The organism is Taibaiella sp. KBW10, from assembly GCF_003852495.1.
In the GTDB taxonomy this organism is placed as follows: domain Bacteria; phylum Bacteroidota; class Bacteroidia; order Chitinophagales; family Chitinophagaceae; genus Edaphocola.
Window position 1 is genome coordinate 22,252 of record NZ_QAJI01000001.1, and the last position, 17,248, is coordinate 39,499.

Genomic DNA, 17,248 nt, shown 5'->3' on the forward strand with positions numbered 1-17,248 from the left:
TAAATTATTTGGTTTCCCGGCTTGAATACTATGTCCACATCAAATGATTGCTTATCTATTAGGGTTATTGAGCCGGCAAATGCCATTGTAAGGTACCAAAGGCATAAGTCGATTCTTGCCCATCGGCGGTCTCCAGCACCAGCATGCCATCGGCACTTACGGCTTTAACCAGGGCATAAAAGTCTTTTTGGTCTTTCAGATGGGTAAACAGTATCCGCTCGCCCCTTAGGTACAAATACTCATTATAGGTTTGCAAGGTATTTAAAAACCGAGCGGGGCTGTAATAGATCAGTTCGTTTAGCATACCGGTACGAATGTCATTAATCAGCTCGAACAGATCGAAAGACTGTCCGGAAGCCACTTTAAGGGAGGTTGCATTGGGCAATTCCGCAGGAAATCCGGATTGATTTACATTAATCCCGATACCAATAATGGCATGCATCCAGTTCATACCCCTGAATACATTTTCCACAAGCACCCCTACTGCCTTTTTGTCATTGATATATATGTCATTAGGCCATTTAACAGAAACTTTCCAATAGGGATAGAGTGTGTTAAAATAACGCACCAGTGTTGCCGCTACAATAATGTTGAGGTGTGCGGGAAATTCGGCAAGAGCTTTATTAGGGTGTACTATCAGACTCATCATAATATTATCGCCCGGCTTTGTTTCCCATTTTTTACCCCGCTGCCCTCTTCCGGCGGTTTGGTCTAAGGCCCAAACGACATCACCATGTTGTGCCAATCCGTCTTCAAGAAGTGCGGTGGCATAAATATTGGTACTATCTACTGTAGAAAGATAGTGCAACCAATTTGGATAAGCTTTAACAGTGTTTATTGACAAAAGATTTCTTAATTTTGGACGCAATATAAAAATTTGATTCTTAATTTTCAATTATAAATAATCGTATTGGACAATCAATCAGGTGCAGCTAAAAAAGCTGTGATAAGAAAAGCTCAACAGAGGGTAACTAGAGACAGCGAAATTTTCAAAACCATCATTTCTGCAATTCAAGACAAAAAAGGCGAACGCATCATCTCATTAGATCTGAGTAAGATCGATGAAGCGGTGGCCGACTTTTTTATTGTTTGCGATGCGCAAAGCCACATTCAGGTTAAAGCCATAGCCAGTCATATCGAAGAGGAAGTACGCAATGTCCTCGGAGAAAAGCCGTACCATGCAGAACCCGGCCAGCAATGGACTTTAGTGGATTATGTAAATGTAGTCGTGCATGTTTTCCAAACGGAAGAACGTAAATTTTACGACATCGAAAGCTTGTGGTTAGATGCCGACAAACAAGAGCATCAATAAGAGAAGATACCCTATCGTACAAAATCCCCCTCTATTAATTTTAGCATAGACATGGAAGATTATAATAAAAAGAAAACACCTCAGGGTATGAATAATACCCCGGGCAAAAAACCGAAACCGACGTTCTTCTGGATTTATGGACTTATTTTAGCCATAATCATCGGAATGCAATTTATCAATTTCGGTGGCGGGGAAAGCAAAGAAATTTCGTTCCTCCAATTCCAAAACCAATTTTTACTTCAGGAGAAAGTAGATAAAGTTGTTATTGTAAACAATCAACTGGCCGAAGTATTTTTAAAAAAAGAGGCCAAACCTGCTCAGGACAAAGGGCCAATGGGCATTTTAGGCAAAGAAAACAAATATGATTTTGCATTCAATATTGGCAAGTATGAAGTCTTTAACGACAACTACCAGGAAGTAATGAAGCAATTGAAAGCAGAAGGCAAACCGGAAGTTCCTGTATTTTTAGAGGACCGCTCCAATCCTTTCAGCTTTTTAACCCAATTGATTTTACCTGCAGTAGTATTGGTGGGTCTTTGGGTATTGGTATTCCGTAAAATGGGCAATGGTGCCGGCGGCGGTGCCGGTGGTGGCATTTTCAATATCGGAAAATCAAAAGCACAGTTATTTGAAAAAGGTACGATGGTCAACATCACCTTTAACGATGTGGCCGGATTAGATGAAGCAAAAGTGGAGGTTATGGAGATTGTAGATTTCCTTAAAAATCCCAAAAAATACACCGCCTTAGGCGGCAAGATTCCTAAAGGAGCCTTATTGGTAGGCCCTCCGGGTACCGGTAAAACCTTATTGGCCAAAGCAGTTGCCGGTGAAGCACAAGTACCATTCTTCTCTATGTCGGGTTCCGATTTCGTAGAAATGTTTGTGGGTGTAGGTGCTAGCCGCGTAAGAGACTTGTTTAAACAAGCACGTGAAAAAGCACCATGTATCGTCTTTATTGATGAGATCGATGCGATTGGACGCGCCAGAGGTAAGAATGCGGTAATGAGTAACGATGAGCGCGAGAATACCCTAAACCAGATGTTAGTAGAAATGGATGGTTTTAGTGGGGACAGTGGTATCATTATCCTTGCGGCAACCAACAGACCTGATGTATTGGATGCAGCTTTATTGCGTCCGGGTCGTTTTGACCGTCAGATTTCTATTGACCTTCCGGATGCGAAAGGACGCGAAAAAATATTTGATGTGCATTTAACCCCAATCAAGAAATCTAAAAATCTTGATGTGAAGAAATTAGCCTTACAAACCCCGGGTTTTGCCGGTGCGGATATTGCTAATGTCTGTAACGAAGCCGCCCTGATCGCTGCCCGTAATGGCAAAACAGAGGTGGATATGCAGGACTTCAATGATGCGATTGACCGTATTATCGGTGGTTTGGAAAAGAAAAATAAGATCATCTTACCGGACGAGAAAAAAGTAATTGCCTATCATGAAGCAGGACATGCCGTAGCCGGTTGGTTCCTGGAACATGCCCATCCTTTGGTGAAAGTAACAATCGTACCTAGAGGTACTGCAGCTTTAGGTTTTGCGCAATACTTACCCAGAGAAAAATACCTTACCCTTACCCAGGAACTGGAAGATGATATGTGTATGACTTTGGGCGGAAGAGCCAGCGAAGAGATCTTCTTTGGCAAAATCTCTACCGGAGCATTAAGCGACCTGCAACAGGTAACGCGTACTGCTTATGCTATGGTGAGTATATACGGGATGAACGACAAAATCGGTAATATCTCGTTTTACGATCCGCAAAGTGAAGGTAGTTTCCAAAAGCCGTATAGTGAGGAAACAGGTAAAATCATTGATCAGGAAGTGAAGATATTATCAGACAAAGCCTACCAAAGAGCAAAAGCCTTACTGGAATCGAAGCGTGCAGAAGTACAATTGATTGCGGAAGAATTGCTGAAGAAAGAGGTATTGTTTAAAGATGATTTGGAACGACTGATTGGTAAACGTCCTTATGAAGATGCTCAGGAAGCCAATGTGTTTCCGGTAGAGCCTACACCTCCAGTGGACGAACCCATAATACCTAATGTAGGTTAATCTACATAAAACATATAAAAGGGCCGGAAGATTATGTCTTCCGGCCCTTTTTATGCATTGTATTTTCTTTGTATGCTGATCATGTGCTTTTGGTCGATTATTACCTAAAATGCAATAGACTATCTATATATAAATATTAAAAATTTAAAAAATAAAGAGGACGAAATAAACTTTTAAGCCACCCGTATGTCTTATTATTGCACAAAAAAAAAGCAAATTATTTATTTTCGGAAAAATTAATTTTATGAAGAGAACCCTACTGACCCTGGCAACCTTGCTTCTTTATTCTTGCAGCCTTATGGCGCAAAGCGGACAAAACAACAACAATAATCGTCCTCCGCAAAGCAACCAAACCGGTGATCGCGGTTATAGAGAAAACCAAAATGACCGCAACAATAATAATCGTCCTCCGCAAAATAATCAGAACAACGATCGCTATTCATGGGAAACCCAAAACGGGGTACGCGGCTGTAATGGCAATTGTCTTTGTGGCGGACAACCCTACAGTGCCTATCAGAGAGTAATGAACGATGCCGATTTCAGAGATGCACTTCTCGAAATCAATAAACAGTCTTTTGATAAAGACCGTTTGCGCATGGCGCAATTCATTATTGGGAATAACTTTCTATCTTCTGCACAAGTTACCCAGCTGGCAGAGCGTTTTAGCTTTGAAGATGCCAAAATAGAGTTGCTTAAAAATGCTTATCAAAATTGTGTAGACAAAGGGGTATACTTCAAAGCCGTTAATACCTTAAACTTTGGCACCAGCAAGGATAAAGTATGGGACTATATCAACAATTACCGTCCTACACGCTAAAAAACAAAACAGCCACAAGCTGTACACGATACAAAAGAAACAGGATAACTTTATGCTTTATGCAAAGTATCCTGTTTTTCGTCTTTAATGAGGCTCAGTACTAAATCTTTAGTCGCCGGATCGACTAAGAGATTTATACAGCCTTGATTTTTTGGTGCTACCTTTTGCATCAAGGCAAAAGGTAGCAATAGTGATAAATAGAAATCAAAATAATAATTAAGTCTTTGTGTCTTAAAAGCGGATACTCAATTGAAATAATACCTTTATTTTTAGATATGAAATATATTCTTCATTTGTTCATCTTAAGCTTATGCTATACGCTACCGGTCTCTGGCCAAACCAGCAAAGTATATAGGCCGAAAGAAAAAAACAATACCCAACTCATGATCGAGCAGGATGACCGGATCATCACGATTTCGAAGTCTAAGCAGTTTAATGACTATTTAAAACCCGCAGGTAATAAAAGGATTTATATAGCGGGCACCGATTTGTATGTTACAAACAAAGTAAAAAGTATCATCGTAAGGGATGCGAACAACACTACAAGCTCTAATGCGCTTACAGATCCATCCAGACCATACATCTATAAAGCCAACATAGACCCTTCCGGAAAATGCATCTATGAAGCCTACCCGCTAAGCGGAGCGGAACTTGAGATTCATTATGTCTATAATACTTATGGAAAACTGAGCCTCAGAATCGAGAACTACTCGATTAACGGGCGTACGGTTATGATAGACAGCATCTCTTACCACTACATTACACAAAGCAAAAAGGACACTACCCGATCCTTTATAAAAGTAATTGCAAACAGATATAAAACAGGAGGACTGTTGAATACGCAAAATGAATACTACAACCATAAGTATTTTGATAAAAAGCTGATTATCCCAAATTATCTTTCCAAAATACCAGGATCGGGATCGGACACGCCCAAAGTATATCTTCATAAAAAATTACCCCAAAACTATGACAGTGTTCAGTATTATTTATGTATGATCACGACACAGGAATATGGCCTAAATATACTCCTGAACGGCAAAGACTATCAACCTAGCCCAATGGAGTTTACCAACAATTTCTGGAAAACCTATACGCCTGTACCGGTGATCAATTTTGTACAGGAAGGAGCATCTTTTGAAGAGCCTCTGGCCCTTACCCACAATTACATATGCGGCACCGGGCTGATGAGTATGCTGGAATACAGGAATAGCCACGCTTATGGCTTTGACACGCTACCCAATGGCTTGTACCACACCTATTCTATCCGGAACAATACAGGTGAGCAATATCCGATCTATACTATTGAATATGAATTTTTCAAATAAATACCGGTAATAAAATAGCTATTAAAACGTAAACATTCAATCCCGATAAATGCGGCATAATTGCACAAAATTATTCTTAAAGTAGCTGATAAGATAATCGTTTGTTCCTTGGGAAACAGAATATAAAAGTAAAAGCGTAGTATGTTACCATACTACGCTTTTACTTTTAACAAGGAACTCCAATCCGGATTATCCTAAATATGATTTTAAAGAACCGCTATAACGCGCTTTTTGCAAACGCTTAATTGCTCTTTCTTTAATCTGGCGGATACGCTCTTTAGTAAGGTCGTATTTTTTACCGATTTCTTCAATGGTAGGACCATTATCACCTTCTAAACCAAAGTAAGAAGAAATAATCTCGGCTTCACGTACACTTAAGGATTTCAGGATGCGTTGAATCTCTGCTTTTAAAGAGTCTTTCATCACATCGTCATCAGTATCGCTGCTGCCTTCCAGCAAATCACCCATTGCCACATCTTCTGCCTCGTGCACCGGGGCATCCAAAGATGTATGGCGGCTGTTGCTGCTGAAAATGTTTGCAATTTCTGTTTCGCTCATTTCCAGGATACTCGCCAGTTCTTCTGTGCTGGGCTCGCGCTCATGCTCTTGTTCAAAAGCGATATATGCTTTATTGGCCTTATTATAAGTACCAATTTTATTTTGTGGCAAACGCACCAAACGTCCCTGTTCAGCCAAAGCCTGAAGGATACTTTGACGAATCCACCAAACCGCATAAGAAATGAATTTAAACCCTTTGGTTTCATCAAAACGTTGTGCCGCTTTAATCAAACCTAAATTCCCCTCGTTAATCAAATCACTCAAAGAAAGCCCTTGGTGCTGGTATTGTTTCGCAACCGATACTACGAAACGGAGGTTCGCTTTTACTAATTTCTCCAATGCGCGTTGATCGCCCATGTGGATTTTTTGTGCCAAGATGGTTTCTTCTTCCGGTGTAATCATCGATATACGGCTAATCTCCTGAAGGTACTTTTCTACGGCCTGCGAATCTCTGTTGGTAATCTGGGTTGCAATCTTGAGTTGTCTCATATAATATAATAGATATTTTTTCTGTAAAACGCCCTCTTGCTCACTTGCCGGTAACCGAGGGTAAACTTACAATCCTAACGATACATTTCAAAGCTTTTATATGAAATTAATATGTTAAATGTTTGTTTTTTGTCGTATATTACATCCCTCAAAAATCATTCCAATTCTACAAATAGCTGTCACATTGCCCTAAAACGGCAATAATTACGCGATATAATTACTAAAAAAGCTACAAAACGCTTAAAAACTGACATCGGTTAAAATACAGGATACATACCTAAAAAAAAGCCGTATACTTCAAAGCAAAACAGTAACTTTGTGCGAATTTCAAAAAAATCAACAACTAAATATGCAACAGGATCTATATCAACATCCGGACTATTATTTATTAGATGAGTTCTTAACAGACGAACAAAAGGTGATTCGGGACTCGGTAAGAGCATACGTAAAAAAAGACATTTCCCCTATTATCGAAGATTATGCACAACGTGCTGCTTTTCCTGAGCAAATCATTAAAGGTTTAGGAGAACAAGGATGTTTTGGTCCTTTTGTACCGGAAGAATATGGCGGTCCTGGTTTAGATTATATGACCTATGGTATTATGATGCAGGAATTGGAACGCGGCGATTCTGGCGTTCGCTCTACTGCATCGGTACAAGGTTCTTTGGTCATGTACCCTATCTATACTTATGGTTCTGAAGAACAAAAGAAAAAATATTTACCCAAATTAGCCACCGGGGAACTGATGGGTTGTTTTGGTTTGACAGAGCCTGATTTTGGTTCTAACCCTGCCGGTATGCTGAGTAATTTTACCGATGCGGGCAGCCACGTAATCCTGAATGGTTCTAAAATGTGGATTTCTAATGCACCATTTGCAGATATCGCAGTGGTATGGGCAAGAAACCCTCAGGGCAAGATCCAGGGGCTGATTGTTGAGCGCGGCATGGAAGGGTTTACCACACCGGAAACACATGGTAAATGGAGCTTACGTGCTTCTGCTACCGGTGAACTGGTTTTTGATAATGTAAAAGTACCGAAAGAAAATATTTTACCAGGTGTAGAAGGATTGAAAGGACCTTTGGGTTGTTTATCCAGTGCACGCTTTGGTATTGCCTGGGGAGCTTTAGGAGCAGGGATGGATTGTTATGATACCGCATTGCGTTATTCTCAACAACGTATCCAATTCGATAAACCAATCGGTGGCTTCCAATTGACCCAAAAGAAATTGGCGGAAATGATCACGGAGATCACAAAAGGTCAATTATTAGTATGGCGCCTGGGCCAGTTAAGAAATGAAGGCCGCGCGACCGCTGCACAAATTTCTATGGCAAAACGTAACAGCTGTGATGTGGCGATCAATATTGCCCGTGAAGCCCGTCAAATCTTAGGTGGTATGGGTATTACCGGTGAGTACAGTATTATGCGCCACTCAATGAACCTTGAATCTGTGATTACTTATGAAGGAACACATGACATTCATTTATTGATTACGGGACAGGATGTAACCGGTTTGGCTGCATTCAAATAAGGATTTATCAATTATAATTAAAAAGCCTGCTATATCTTTTATAGCAGGCTTTTTTAATGGAGGGGAAGTTTTCTTTATGGCTTCCATGCACTCCGCAACTCCAGTTCAAAGGGCTTCCATATAATGTCTCCTTTAGCATACAGTTTAAATCTATCGGATAAAGCGCGGGTAGAAAAAACGGTAATGACCAGATCACCCGATTGCATACCATTAATCATATTAATTTTAAAAGGCTCTTTAGGATAGGCCTTTTGTATGGCCTGAATCAGTTCCTTCTTTATCGTTTCAGAACGCTGCAGGCAATTGGCTTCTTTTGTACAAGGATATACAAACCTGAATTGGCCTTCGTACCTTTTCCATTCGGGCGTGTCGATATATACTAACTTCTTTTGACTACTATATTTTTTCCAACTTGCCCGCGCTTCCCTGATCGTGGCAAACTGCTCGGTTCTGAATACTGCCGGCTTAAGGCTGTTACGTACATCCAATAATGTCGATTTATTAAAAGCATACAGGTCTTTTTCTGTAAACAGGATATCACACTGGGAATTGAGTATCATCCTTGCTTCTTCTTTACCATCTTTGGTGATGTAAAACCAATAGTTGATTGCCGGCGCACAGTTTGGCTTAATAGCGCCGGGTGCAAAATACCAGGAATCTTTTAAGCGATTGAGCACGGTGATATCATCAATATAAAAATTGCCCGGATCAAACCCCGAAAGGGTATCTTTATCGTTAACCACTCCGACCAGCGTATAGCCCGGCTTGGTAAAATCATAGGATTCCAAAATCTTAACCTGAGCAAAGGAAATACCACTGGACCAGAGCAATAATCCTAGTATAACAATATATTTCTTCATATACTTTCGGGGTTATTTATAAAAAATAATTCCTATTCATGACGTTGCCACTGCAATATTCCATAATCAGCTTTTTTATCCGGGTATATGGCTTTCTTCATTCATTACATCCTTCTGCTTTTTATGGCCGATAATATAAATGATCGCTAACATAGGCAATACCCAGAACATACGGCTTTGTAAACGGCCAATTACGGTCGAAAATGTACTGGTCACAAAAGCATTAAACAGTAAGAGGATGAGGGTACCGGCAATAATAATACGCCAAAGCATTTTATGGTCAGGCTTGCCTCTAAGGCTTAAGGCAAAGCTGCAGATTATGGCGGCAGATAAAGTAATAATCCAGCTCATTGAGCTTAAGGGAAGCTGTCCCGCCGCTTGGCGTGTATTGCGAAATTCTTTTAATTCATGATGTAGCAACTCGTTGATACAAGAATAAGGCGAACTCCCTTCTGTCATAGGGTCTAATCCCTCTCCTATCTGTATCTGTCCCATTTGACGGGCAGTACCTTCTACACACTTGAGGGCAAAAAGTCCCCAATATTTTGGTTTTGAAAAGATGTCCCGTATAATGCTGTTATATTCTTTCCGGCTATTCAACCATCCGTTTTCTTTATTATGAGGAAAGGGTACATTGGTATTCCACATAAATTCCCATTGGCGTTCCCCAAGCTTATCTTTACAGTTGCATAGTTCGTATGTTTTCTGAGCACAATTTTCATTCAAATATTTATCGAGGATTCCATTTTCCGCAAATCGTGCCATCAGAAATACGTGAGATGCCGGGCTTAGCGTAAACTTCTGGTATTTGACGACATTAATCGTTGAGATCAGCAGGTAGCAAGCGACACTCAGCACCGTCATTTTTTTGATCAGTGATTTATCTTTCCGGGAAGCCGCTCTGAAAAAGAACAGGAACAAAACAACAATCAACAACAACAGAATCATCAGGTGGCTGTAATGCATCAGACAGATCAGGGCTATAATGGCCAGGTTAATATAGGTCCATTTTGGCTGTGCTCTTTGCAGGTAGAGCAAGAGCAAACTGATCACAAAGAGCCCGGAAAAAGCATCGGGCATGATCTGGGAAATAAACCAGGCTGCAGAGGTACCGAAGGAGATTAAAATAAGGATACATAATAACAAAGGATTGCTGTAAAATTCGCCAAGCAGTATTTTACACAACCTTTTCAGTAACCAGACTGCAATCACTCCCTGCGCCAGGACAACACCCCATAAAGAAACCCCGAAACTGGTACACAGAATAAAAGCGCTGTATCCCCAAGGCCGGTCTATAGGTACCCAGGGACGCAAGCCATTATGAATATAAGCACCACTATCGGAGGTAACCAAAGGGAAATTATTATACAGCGCCGGCCAGACAATGATTAAAACAGAAAGGAGAAAATATCCTATATTCAGGTACCTTTCTTGCTTGGATACTGTTTGTGTTCCCATAGGTTTTTATATAAAAATGCAGAAATCCTTTTAAGGTTTATAAAATAATTGATATAAATAAGGCTGTAAAATAAATATTACAGCCTTAAAAAGTAAATCTATGGAGGAATTGCTTACATATTTCTCCGGTATTGTCCGCCTACTTCAAATAAAGCACGGGTAATCTGTCCCAAAGAACAGAACTTAACAGTATGCATTAATTCTTCAAAGATGTTACCATTCTTTATGGCTACTTCTTGTAGACGCTTTAATGCCGTCTCACCTTTGTCTCCGCTACGGGCCCAAAGGTGTTGGATATTTTCAATCTGGAATTCTTTTTCTTCTGTTGTAGAACGGATTACCTCTGCAGGAACAACCGTTGGAGAACCTTTTGAACTTAAGAAGGTATTTACGCCGATAATCGGAAACTCACCGGTATGTTTTAAGGTTTCATAATACAAGCTTTCTTCCTGTATTTTTCCACGCTGATACATGGTTTCCATAGCACCCAATACCCCACCCCGCTCGGTGATCTTATCAAACTCTGCCAGTACTGCTGCTTCCACCAGATCCGTCAGTTCTTCGATAATGAACGATCCTTGTAAAGGATTTTCATTTTTCGCCAAACCTAATTCGCGGTTGATGATCAGCTGGATGGCCATTGCACGGCGCACCGACTCTTCGGTAGGCGTGGTGATGGCTTCATCATAGGCATTCGTGTGTAAGGAGTTACAGTTATCATAAATGGCATACAAGGCCTGTAAGGTCGTACGGATATCATTAAAATCGATTTCCTGTGCATGCAAAGAACGACCTGAGGTCTGAATGTGGTATTTCAGCATTTGTGAGCGCTCATTACCGCCATATTTATACTTCATGGCTTTAGACCAGATTCTGCGTGCCACACGGCCGATTACAGAATATTCCGGATCGATACCATTGGAGAAGAAGAACGATAAATTCGGCGCAAAATCATCGATATGCATGCCGCGGCTCAAATAGTATTCTACAAAAGTGAAGCCATTAGAAATTGTAAAGGCTAATTGTGAAATCGGATTGGCTCCTGCTTCTGCAATATGATAACCGGAAATAGAAACAGAATAGAAATTCCTAACCCCTTCATTAATAAAATATTGCTGCACATCTCCCATTACCCTCAAGGAGAATTCAGTAGAAAAGATACAGGTATTTTGTGCCTGATCTTCTTTCAGGATATCGGCCTGAACCGTACCCCTAACAGATTTCAGCGTTCTTTCTTTAATGGATGCATATACATCGGCTGGCAATACCATGTCTCCGGTAACGCCCAGGAGCATTAGACCCAAGCCATTATTACCTTCGGGCAATACGCCTGATTGACCTTCTGCGGCTTTACCTACACCTACATTGGCGCTGTAATATGGACGCGCCACACCTTTATCTTTATAAATGGCATCAATCTTGGCATTCACTTCCGCTTCCAGGCCGTTTTCTTTAATATATAACTCACATTGCTGATCAATTGCTGCATTCATAAAGAAAGCCGTAATCGTTGGCGCGGGGCCATTAATGGTCATGGAAACCGAGGTTTTCGGATCGGCCAGGTTAAACCCTGAATATAATTTTTTGGCATCATCCAAAGTTGGTACGCTCACACCGGAGTTACCGATTTTACCATAGATATCCGGACGATGATCAGGATCCTGCCCATATAAAGTTACGGAGTCAAAAGCAGTACTTAAACGTGCGGCCGGTAAGCCTTTACTTACATAGTGGAATCGTTTGTTGGTTCTTTCCGGTCCGCCTTCTCCGGCAAACATACGGGTTGGATCTTCTCCTTCACGCTTAAACGGATAGATCCCTGCAGCATACGGAAATTCTCCCGGGAAGTTTTCCAACAAGGACCATTTCAATATTTCGCCCCAGGCTTCGAAGCGTGGCACGGCTACTTTAGGGATTTGAGAATGGGATAAAGATTCAGTATGCGTTTTAATTTTTAATACTTTATCACGCACTTTAAATTCGTAGAATTCATTTTGATAATTCGCTTTCTTGGCTTCCCAGTTTTTTAGCAATTCCAGGTTTTTCGGATCCATTTCCAAGCTTACCTTATGATACACTTCCTGTAGTTCCTTAATCAGACGATCTTTATCTTCAACAAGTGTAGACTGTAAGGTTTCAATGGTTTTGCTGATCCCGAATAGTTTCTGGGCAACATCCGACTGCTCCACCGCCTTCTTATCATAGCCACGATTGTTCTCCGCAATCTCGCTCAGGTAACGGGTTCTGGATGGGGGAATAATAAATATTTTCTCACTTAACTCGCCCGAAGCCACAAAATCCGATTGCAGATCAGCACCTGTTTTCTCTACAATCTTATCCATTAAGGCACGATACATACTGTTTGTACCCGGATCGTTAAATTGAGAGGCAATGGTCCCATATATCGGCATGGCATCCGTATCCTGATCAAATAATTTATGGTTGCGCTGGTATTGTTTTTTCACATCGCGCAGGGCATCTGCAGCACCACGTTTATCAAATTTATTCACGACAACGATATCGGCAAAATCAAGCATGTCGATTTTCTCCAATTGTGTTGCCGCACCATATTCCGGGGTCATGATGTACATACTCACATCACTGTAATCCGTGATTTGCGTATCACTTTGCCCGATACCTGAAGTTTCTAAAACGATTAAATCGTATTGTGCCGCTTTCAGAATATTTACGGCATCTTCAATATATTTTGATACCGCCAGATTGCTTTGACGGGTTGCCATAGAGCGCATATACACCCGGTCATTGCGAATGGCATTCATCCGGATACGATCACCCAGTAAAGCTCCGCCAGTCTTCCTTTTGGAAGGATCTACCGATATAATACCGATTGTTTTTTCGGGAAAATCCAATAAATAGCGTCGTACAATTTCATCTACCGAAGAAGACTTACCCGAACCACCGGTACCGGTAATACCCAATACAGGTGTCTTACTTTCCTTAGCCAGTTCGACTACTTTTTGTAACATTGCTTTTGTTTCCGGCAAATCACCATAGTTTTCCGCAGCGGAGATCATACGGCCAATGTCTTTCGGATTTTTATCTTTAATATGCCCTACTTCACCGTTTAATTGGTTACCGGTAGCATAATCGGATTGGCTCATCAGATCAATGATCATACCTTCTAAGCCCATTGCACGGCCATCATCAGGAGAGTAAATCTTATCAATCCCATAAGCTTCCAGTTCTTTAATTTCTTCCGGAAGAATTACACCACCACCACCGGCAAAGATCTTGATATGGCCGGCACCTTTTTCTTTCAAAAGGTCATACATGTACTTTAAATATTCTACATGCCCGCCCTGATAAGAGGTCATGGCAATAGCATTGGCATCTTCCTGAATGGCACAATCAACTACTTCCTGCACACTGCGGTCATGGCCGAGGTGGATCACTTCGGTACCATTGGCCTGCATCACCCGACGCATAATATTTATAGAAGCATCATGGCCGTCAAAAAGAGAAGCAGCCGTTACAATGCGAATTTTATTTTTAGGAGAATAGGACATAATTTTATTAGCTTATAATAACCTCCAAAAGTACAAAAAATGGCGCACATAGCGCCATAGATACTAAAAAAGAAGGAGATGAGGCAACAGTCGGTTACCGACGCAAAAAGGCCATCATCGCGTGAGGATAAGCATATCCCTGATCCACTGCTAAATTACGAGGAAAATCGGGCAGGCCATCAATCATAAAACCGGTATAGGGCTCGACTTTTGTTCTTCCGCTTCTACAAGGCTGATTGATCTCATAAGTATAGGTTTCCGCACCTTTTTTCACTTCCGTCAGCAAATACGTACGTCCGGTAGCCGGGATATAGACCTTGTAGTCTGTACCCTCCCTGATGTCATAAAAGCCGGCAGTAGGACTTGCAGAAAGGGTATCTCCCTTTTGGTACATATTCACCGGGTGTAAGGTATCCCGGAAGCGAACATCGCCCCAGCCGGAACCCGCACGGTAACCAGTAATGGCCACTGTGGCCAGTTCGCTTTGACTATAACCGATAAACCCTATACTGGGTGTAATACGAACGATACTATCGCTGCAGGTGTGTTTCCTTTTCTCCGAGCAAGCGGTAAACAACAGGAGACAGGATACCGAAAATAAAATAATTTTCTTCATGTATTTTAATACTAATTTTGATTTGCCGGCTAAGATAATTATAATAATGAGATTTAATAAACCTCTGTGTGCCGATATAGGGAGCTGATCAATCAAAAAATAAGGATGTCGCCCACTTCTTATTTTAAGAAAAGCATTAATGTGCCGAAAAGGACACATAACAAAGTGTTTTTTTAGCCACGACTTTTATCTTATCCAAATTAATCATTAAAAATCATAACTCAAAGTAAGTGCGTAGCCGGCAAGGACATAGGGTCCGAAATCGGTATACCAATCAGTCTTAGTGACAACTTCATCATACTTGTAAGATCTTCTTCTCCAGGAAAGCGCATCAAGTCCGATACCAGCTTCTACTCCTATCCTAAAGGACTTGGTTAGGGCAAAAGAAACATTTTGATTAAGCAATCCAAATAGCACTACAGGAAAAAAGTAACAGCATGCTTATACTCACTGTGCATCGGTAAACTTTTGTATTACTTATCATAAAATATAGTTTATTATTATGATTAACGTTTCTAGTTATCAAAACGATATGAATAAAAAGTGCGACACCCAAGGCATCGCATTTTTTATTTATCACTCAATTAATCTTATTAGTCCTGGTTTTTCAGTTTCACCATCGTCAATATGGTAGCCACACCCACTAAAGGTTCATCAGTATCGTCCAGCATTTCGACGAGCCATTTAACAATACCACGCTTGATCTTGGACTTCGGATTATCTTCTGAAGGTGTCGTATCATTGGGTAGTTTCTGCTTGCAGGTAAAACGGATGCTGATTTTTGCCCCGGGATATACCGGTTTGGTAAAACGCAAATCATCAATACCATAATTCAACAGTACCGGGTTTAATTCATAACTATCAACAAACAAACCGGCCGCTATGCTCATAATAAAATAGCCATGTGCCACCTGTTGGTCAAACATAGTGCCTTCAAAATCGGTTTCTACTTTATGGGCATAGAAATTATCGCCACTCAGCGCTGCAAATTTGTCAATATCCTCACTGGTGATCTCCCGGCTTTCGGTCATCAATTGATCACTCACTTTTAATTCTTCAAAATATTTCTTGAAAGGATGTACCGCACTCAGATTGCCTTTAGCTCCTTGCTGATAGACATTGGTAATGGCTGTGATCGTAGTAGGAGAGCCTTGAATGGCGGTGCGTTGCATATAATGTAATACCCCTCTGATACCGCCCATTTCTTCTCCGCCACCGGCACGACCGGGACCTCCGTGTACCAACATCGGCATCGGAGAACCATGGCCTGTGCTTTCTTTGGCACAGTCTCTGTTCAGGATTAAGATACGGCCATGCATGGTCGCTGCTTCTAAAGTATAATCTTTTGCGATGGCATCGTCGGCCGTAATGATCGAACTCACCAAAGAACCCTTACCCATTTGGGCGAGTGCTGCAGCTTCATCGGTCGTTTTATAGGGCATAATGGTACTTACGGGACCAAAAGCTTCAATATTGTGCACATCTGTTTTCTGGAAAGGATTATCATTAAAGAAGACAACAGGCGGTAGGAAGGCTCCTTTTTCCTTATCAGCACCTTTTACCTCAAAAGCATCAAGGTCGCCGATCACGATTTCCTGCGATTGTTGCAATTCTTTAATCTTGCCTAATACTTCTTCTTTCTGGGATTGCCCGGCCAGGGAACCCATACGCACGCCTTCTACAGAAGGATCGCCGATGGTCGAGCTGGCTAAGCGCTTACCTAAAGCAATCTGAACGTCTTCTACCATATTTTCAGGCACAATGATCCTGCGCACTGCAGTACATTTCTGACCTGCTTTTGTCGTTATCTCTCTGGCAATTTCTTTTATGAAAATATCAAATTCCGGCATATCTGTGGTCACATCAATTCCGAGTACCGAACAGTTCAGCGAATCGGCCTCCATATTGAACGGAACGGCTTCTTCTATCAAACGCGGATGTGATTTCAGCATTTTACCCGTAGTGGCAGAACCTGTAAAGGTTACGGTATCGCCATTTTCTACAAAGTCCAGGATGCCCCTTGCGGAACCACAAATCAACTGCAATGCACCTGCCGGCAAAATACCCGAAGCAATAATATCCTGCACAACGGCTTCGGTGAGGAAGGAAGTGAGGGTTGCGGGTTTTACAATAGCGGGCACGCCTGCCATCAGGTTTACGGCTACTTTTTCCAACATACCCCAAACCGGGAAGTTAAAGGCATTGATGTGAATCGCCACACCACGTTTGGGTACCATAATATGATGGCCAATGAAACTACCGCCTTTTGACAAAGGGGCTACATCACCATCAATATAAAAAGGCTCATCCGGAAATTGACGGCGTAAAGAGGCATTGGCAAATAGATTACCGATGCCGCCTTCGATATCGACCCAGCTATCGGCACGGGTCGCTCCGGTAAAGGCAGAAATTGTATAATATGTTTCTTTTCTTTCCATCAGATACAGGGCCAATGCTTTAAGCATTCTGCCGCGTTCGTGAAAAGTCATTTTTCTTAATGCAGGACTACCGGTTGTTCTGGCATACTGCATCATGGCAGCAAAATCCAGGTTTTTACTATCAGCGGTATACAGCGCCTCTCCCGTAATGGCATTGTATAAGGTTTCTCCATTATCGGTTGCCGGAATCCACTGTCCGCCCGCGTAGTTCTGTAATTTTATTAAAGACATATTGAAGTGATTTGTACAGTATAGACCC

The 17,248-nt window shown here is 41.4% G+C and carries 13 protein-coding genes; 5 read left to right on the forward strand and 8 right to left on the reverse strand.

What is annotated here, in order from left to right:
• Positions 1 to 64: 64 nt before the first annotated feature.
• Positions 65 to 844, reverse strand: a complete 780-nt coding sequence (locus DBR32_RS00135; RefSeq protein ID WP_158605863.1) for a biotin--[acetyl-CoA-carboxylase] ligase — start codon at positions 842 to 844, stop codon at positions 65 to 67.
• Between the two features lie 99 nt (positions 845 to 943).
• Between DBR32_RS00135 and rsfS the strand changes: the two genes are divergently transcribed.
• The 4 genes from rsfS (at position 944) to DBR32_RS00155 (ending at position 5,515) form a co-directional block, all read left to right on the forward strand.
• Positions 944 to 1,312, forward strand: coding sequence for a ribosome silencing factor (rsfS, locus tag DBR32_RS00140; protein ID WP_199724267.1), 369 nt, complete (start codon positions 944 to 946; stop codon positions 1,310 to 1,312).
• A 51-nt stretch (positions 1,313 to 1,363) separates the two neighbouring features.
• Positions 1,364 to 3,370 (forward strand): ATP-dependent zinc metalloprotease FtsH, encoded by a 2,007-nt coding sequence (gene ftsH, locus DBR32_RS00145; RefSeq protein WP_124634259.1) that lies wholly within the window; start codon positions 1,364 to 1,366, stop codon positions 3,368 to 3,370.
• Between the two features lie 244 nt (positions 3,371 to 3,614).
• A complete protein-coding gene (locus tag DBR32_RS00150; RefSeq protein ID WP_124634260.1) occupies positions 3,615 to 4,187 on the forward strand; it encodes a DUF4476 domain-containing protein in 573 nt (190 codons plus the stop codon).
• A gap of 275 nt (positions 4,188 to 4,462) precedes the next feature.
• On the forward strand, positions 4,463 to 5,515 hold the full coding sequence (locus tag DBR32_RS00155) for a hypothetical protein (protein WP_124634261.1): 1,053 nt from the start codon (positions 4,463 to 4,465) through the stop codon (positions 5,513 to 5,515).
• 189 nt (positions 5,516 to 5,704) lie between these two features.
• On the opposite strand, the gene DBR32_RS00160 is transcribed toward DBR32_RS00155, so the two are convergent.
• Positions 5,705 to 6,562, reverse strand: a complete 858-nt coding sequence (locus DBR32_RS00160) for an RNA polymerase sigma factor RpoD/SigA (protein ID WP_124634262.1) — start codon at positions 6,560 to 6,562, stop codon at positions 5,705 to 5,707.
• A 349-nt stretch (positions 6,563 to 6,911) separates the two neighbouring features.
• Between DBR32_RS00160 and DBR32_RS00165 the strand changes: the two genes are divergently transcribed.
• Entirely contained in the window at positions 6,912 to 8,090 is a 1,179-nt protein-coding gene (locus DBR32_RS00165; RefSeq protein ID WP_124634263.1) for an acyl-CoA dehydrogenase family protein, read from the forward strand.
• Positions 8,091 to 8,164: 74 nt separating this feature from the next.
• Here DBR32_RS00165 and DBR32_RS00170 read toward each other — a convergent pair whose 3' ends face one another.
• The 6 genes from DBR32_RS00170 to paaZ form a co-directional block, all read right to left on the reverse strand.
• The gene (locus DBR32_RS00170) at positions 8,165 to 8,950 is read right to left on the reverse strand and encodes a hypothetical protein (protein WP_124634264.1); all 786 of its coding nucleotides are present in this window, start codon (positions 8,948 to 8,950) and stop codon (positions 8,165 to 8,167) included.
• A gap of 75 nt (positions 8,951 to 9,025) precedes the next feature.
• Positions 9,026 to 10,408, reverse strand: coding sequence for a hypothetical protein (locus tag DBR32_RS00175; protein ID WP_124634265.1), 1,383 nt, complete (start codon positions 10,406 to 10,408; stop codon positions 9,026 to 9,028).
• A gap of 113 nt (positions 10,409 to 10,521) precedes the next feature.
• A complete protein-coding gene (locus tag DBR32_RS00180; RefSeq protein WP_124634266.1) occupies positions 10,522 to 13,935 on the reverse strand; it encodes a methylmalonyl-CoA mutase family protein in 3,414 nt (1,137 codons plus the stop codon).
• 94 nt (positions 13,936 to 14,029) lie between these two features.
• A complete protein-coding gene (locus DBR32_RS00185; protein ID WP_124634267.1) occupies positions 14,030 to 14,551 on the reverse strand; it encodes a hypothetical protein in 522 nt (173 codons plus the stop codon).
• 207 nt (positions 14,552 to 14,758) lie between these two features.
• The gene (locus DBR32_RS15660) at positions 14,759 to 14,956 is read right to left on the reverse strand and encodes a hypothetical protein (RefSeq protein WP_124634268.1); all 198 of its coding nucleotides are present in this window, start codon (positions 14,954 to 14,956) and stop codon (positions 14,759 to 14,761) included.
• 188 nt (positions 14,957 to 15,144) lie between these two features.
• The gene (gene paaZ, locus DBR32_RS00195; RefSeq protein WP_124634269.1) at positions 15,145 to 17,220 is read right to left on the reverse strand and encodes a phenylacetic acid degradation bifunctional protein PaaZ; all 2,076 of its coding nucleotides are present in this window, start codon (positions 17,218 to 17,220) and stop codon (positions 15,145 to 15,147) included.
• Positions 17,221 to 17,248: the final 28 nt, after the last annotated feature.

What these genes read in the sequence shown, in the direction of transcription:
- ftsH (WP_124634259.1), top strand. Translation starts at nt 1,364, where the DNA reads ATGGAAGATTATAATAAAAAGAAAACACCTCAGGGTATGAATAATACC.
- DBR32_RS00150 (WP_124634260.1), top strand. Translation starts at nt 3,615, where the DNA reads ATGAAGAGAACCCTACTGACCCTGGCAACCTTGCTTCTTTATTCTTGC.
- DBR32_RS00155 (WP_124634261.1), top strand. Translation starts at nt 4,463, where the DNA reads ATGAAATATATTCTTCATTTGTTCATCTTAAGCTTATGCTATACGCTA.
- DBR32_RS00160 (WP_124634262.1), bottom strand. Translation starts at nt 6,562, where the DNA reads ATGAGACAACTCAAGATTGCAACCCAGATTACCAACAGAGATTCGCAG.
- DBR32_RS00165 (WP_124634263.1), top strand. Translation starts at nt 6,912, where the DNA reads ATGCAACAGGATCTATATCAACATCCGGACTATTATTTATTAGATGAG.
- DBR32_RS00170 (WP_124634264.1), bottom strand. Translation starts at nt 8,950, where the DNA reads ATGAAGAAATATATTGTTATACTAGGATTATTGCTCTGGTCCAGTGGT.
- DBR32_RS00175 (WP_124634265.1), bottom strand. Translation starts at nt 10,408, where the DNA reads ATGGGAACACAAACAGTATCCAAGCAAGAAAGGTACCTGAATATAGGA.
- DBR32_RS00180 (WP_124634266.1), bottom strand. Translation starts at nt 13,935, where the DNA reads ATGTCCTATTCTCCTAAAAATAAAATTCGCATTGTAACGGCTGCTTCT.
- DBR32_RS00185 (WP_124634267.1), bottom strand. Translation starts at nt 14,551, where the DNA reads ATGAAGAAAATTATTTTATTTTCGGTATCCTGTCTCCTGTTGTTTACC.
- paaZ (WP_124634269.1), bottom strand. Translation starts at nt 17,220, where the DNA reads ATGTCTTTAATAAAATTACAGAACTACGCGGGCGGACAGTGGATTCCG.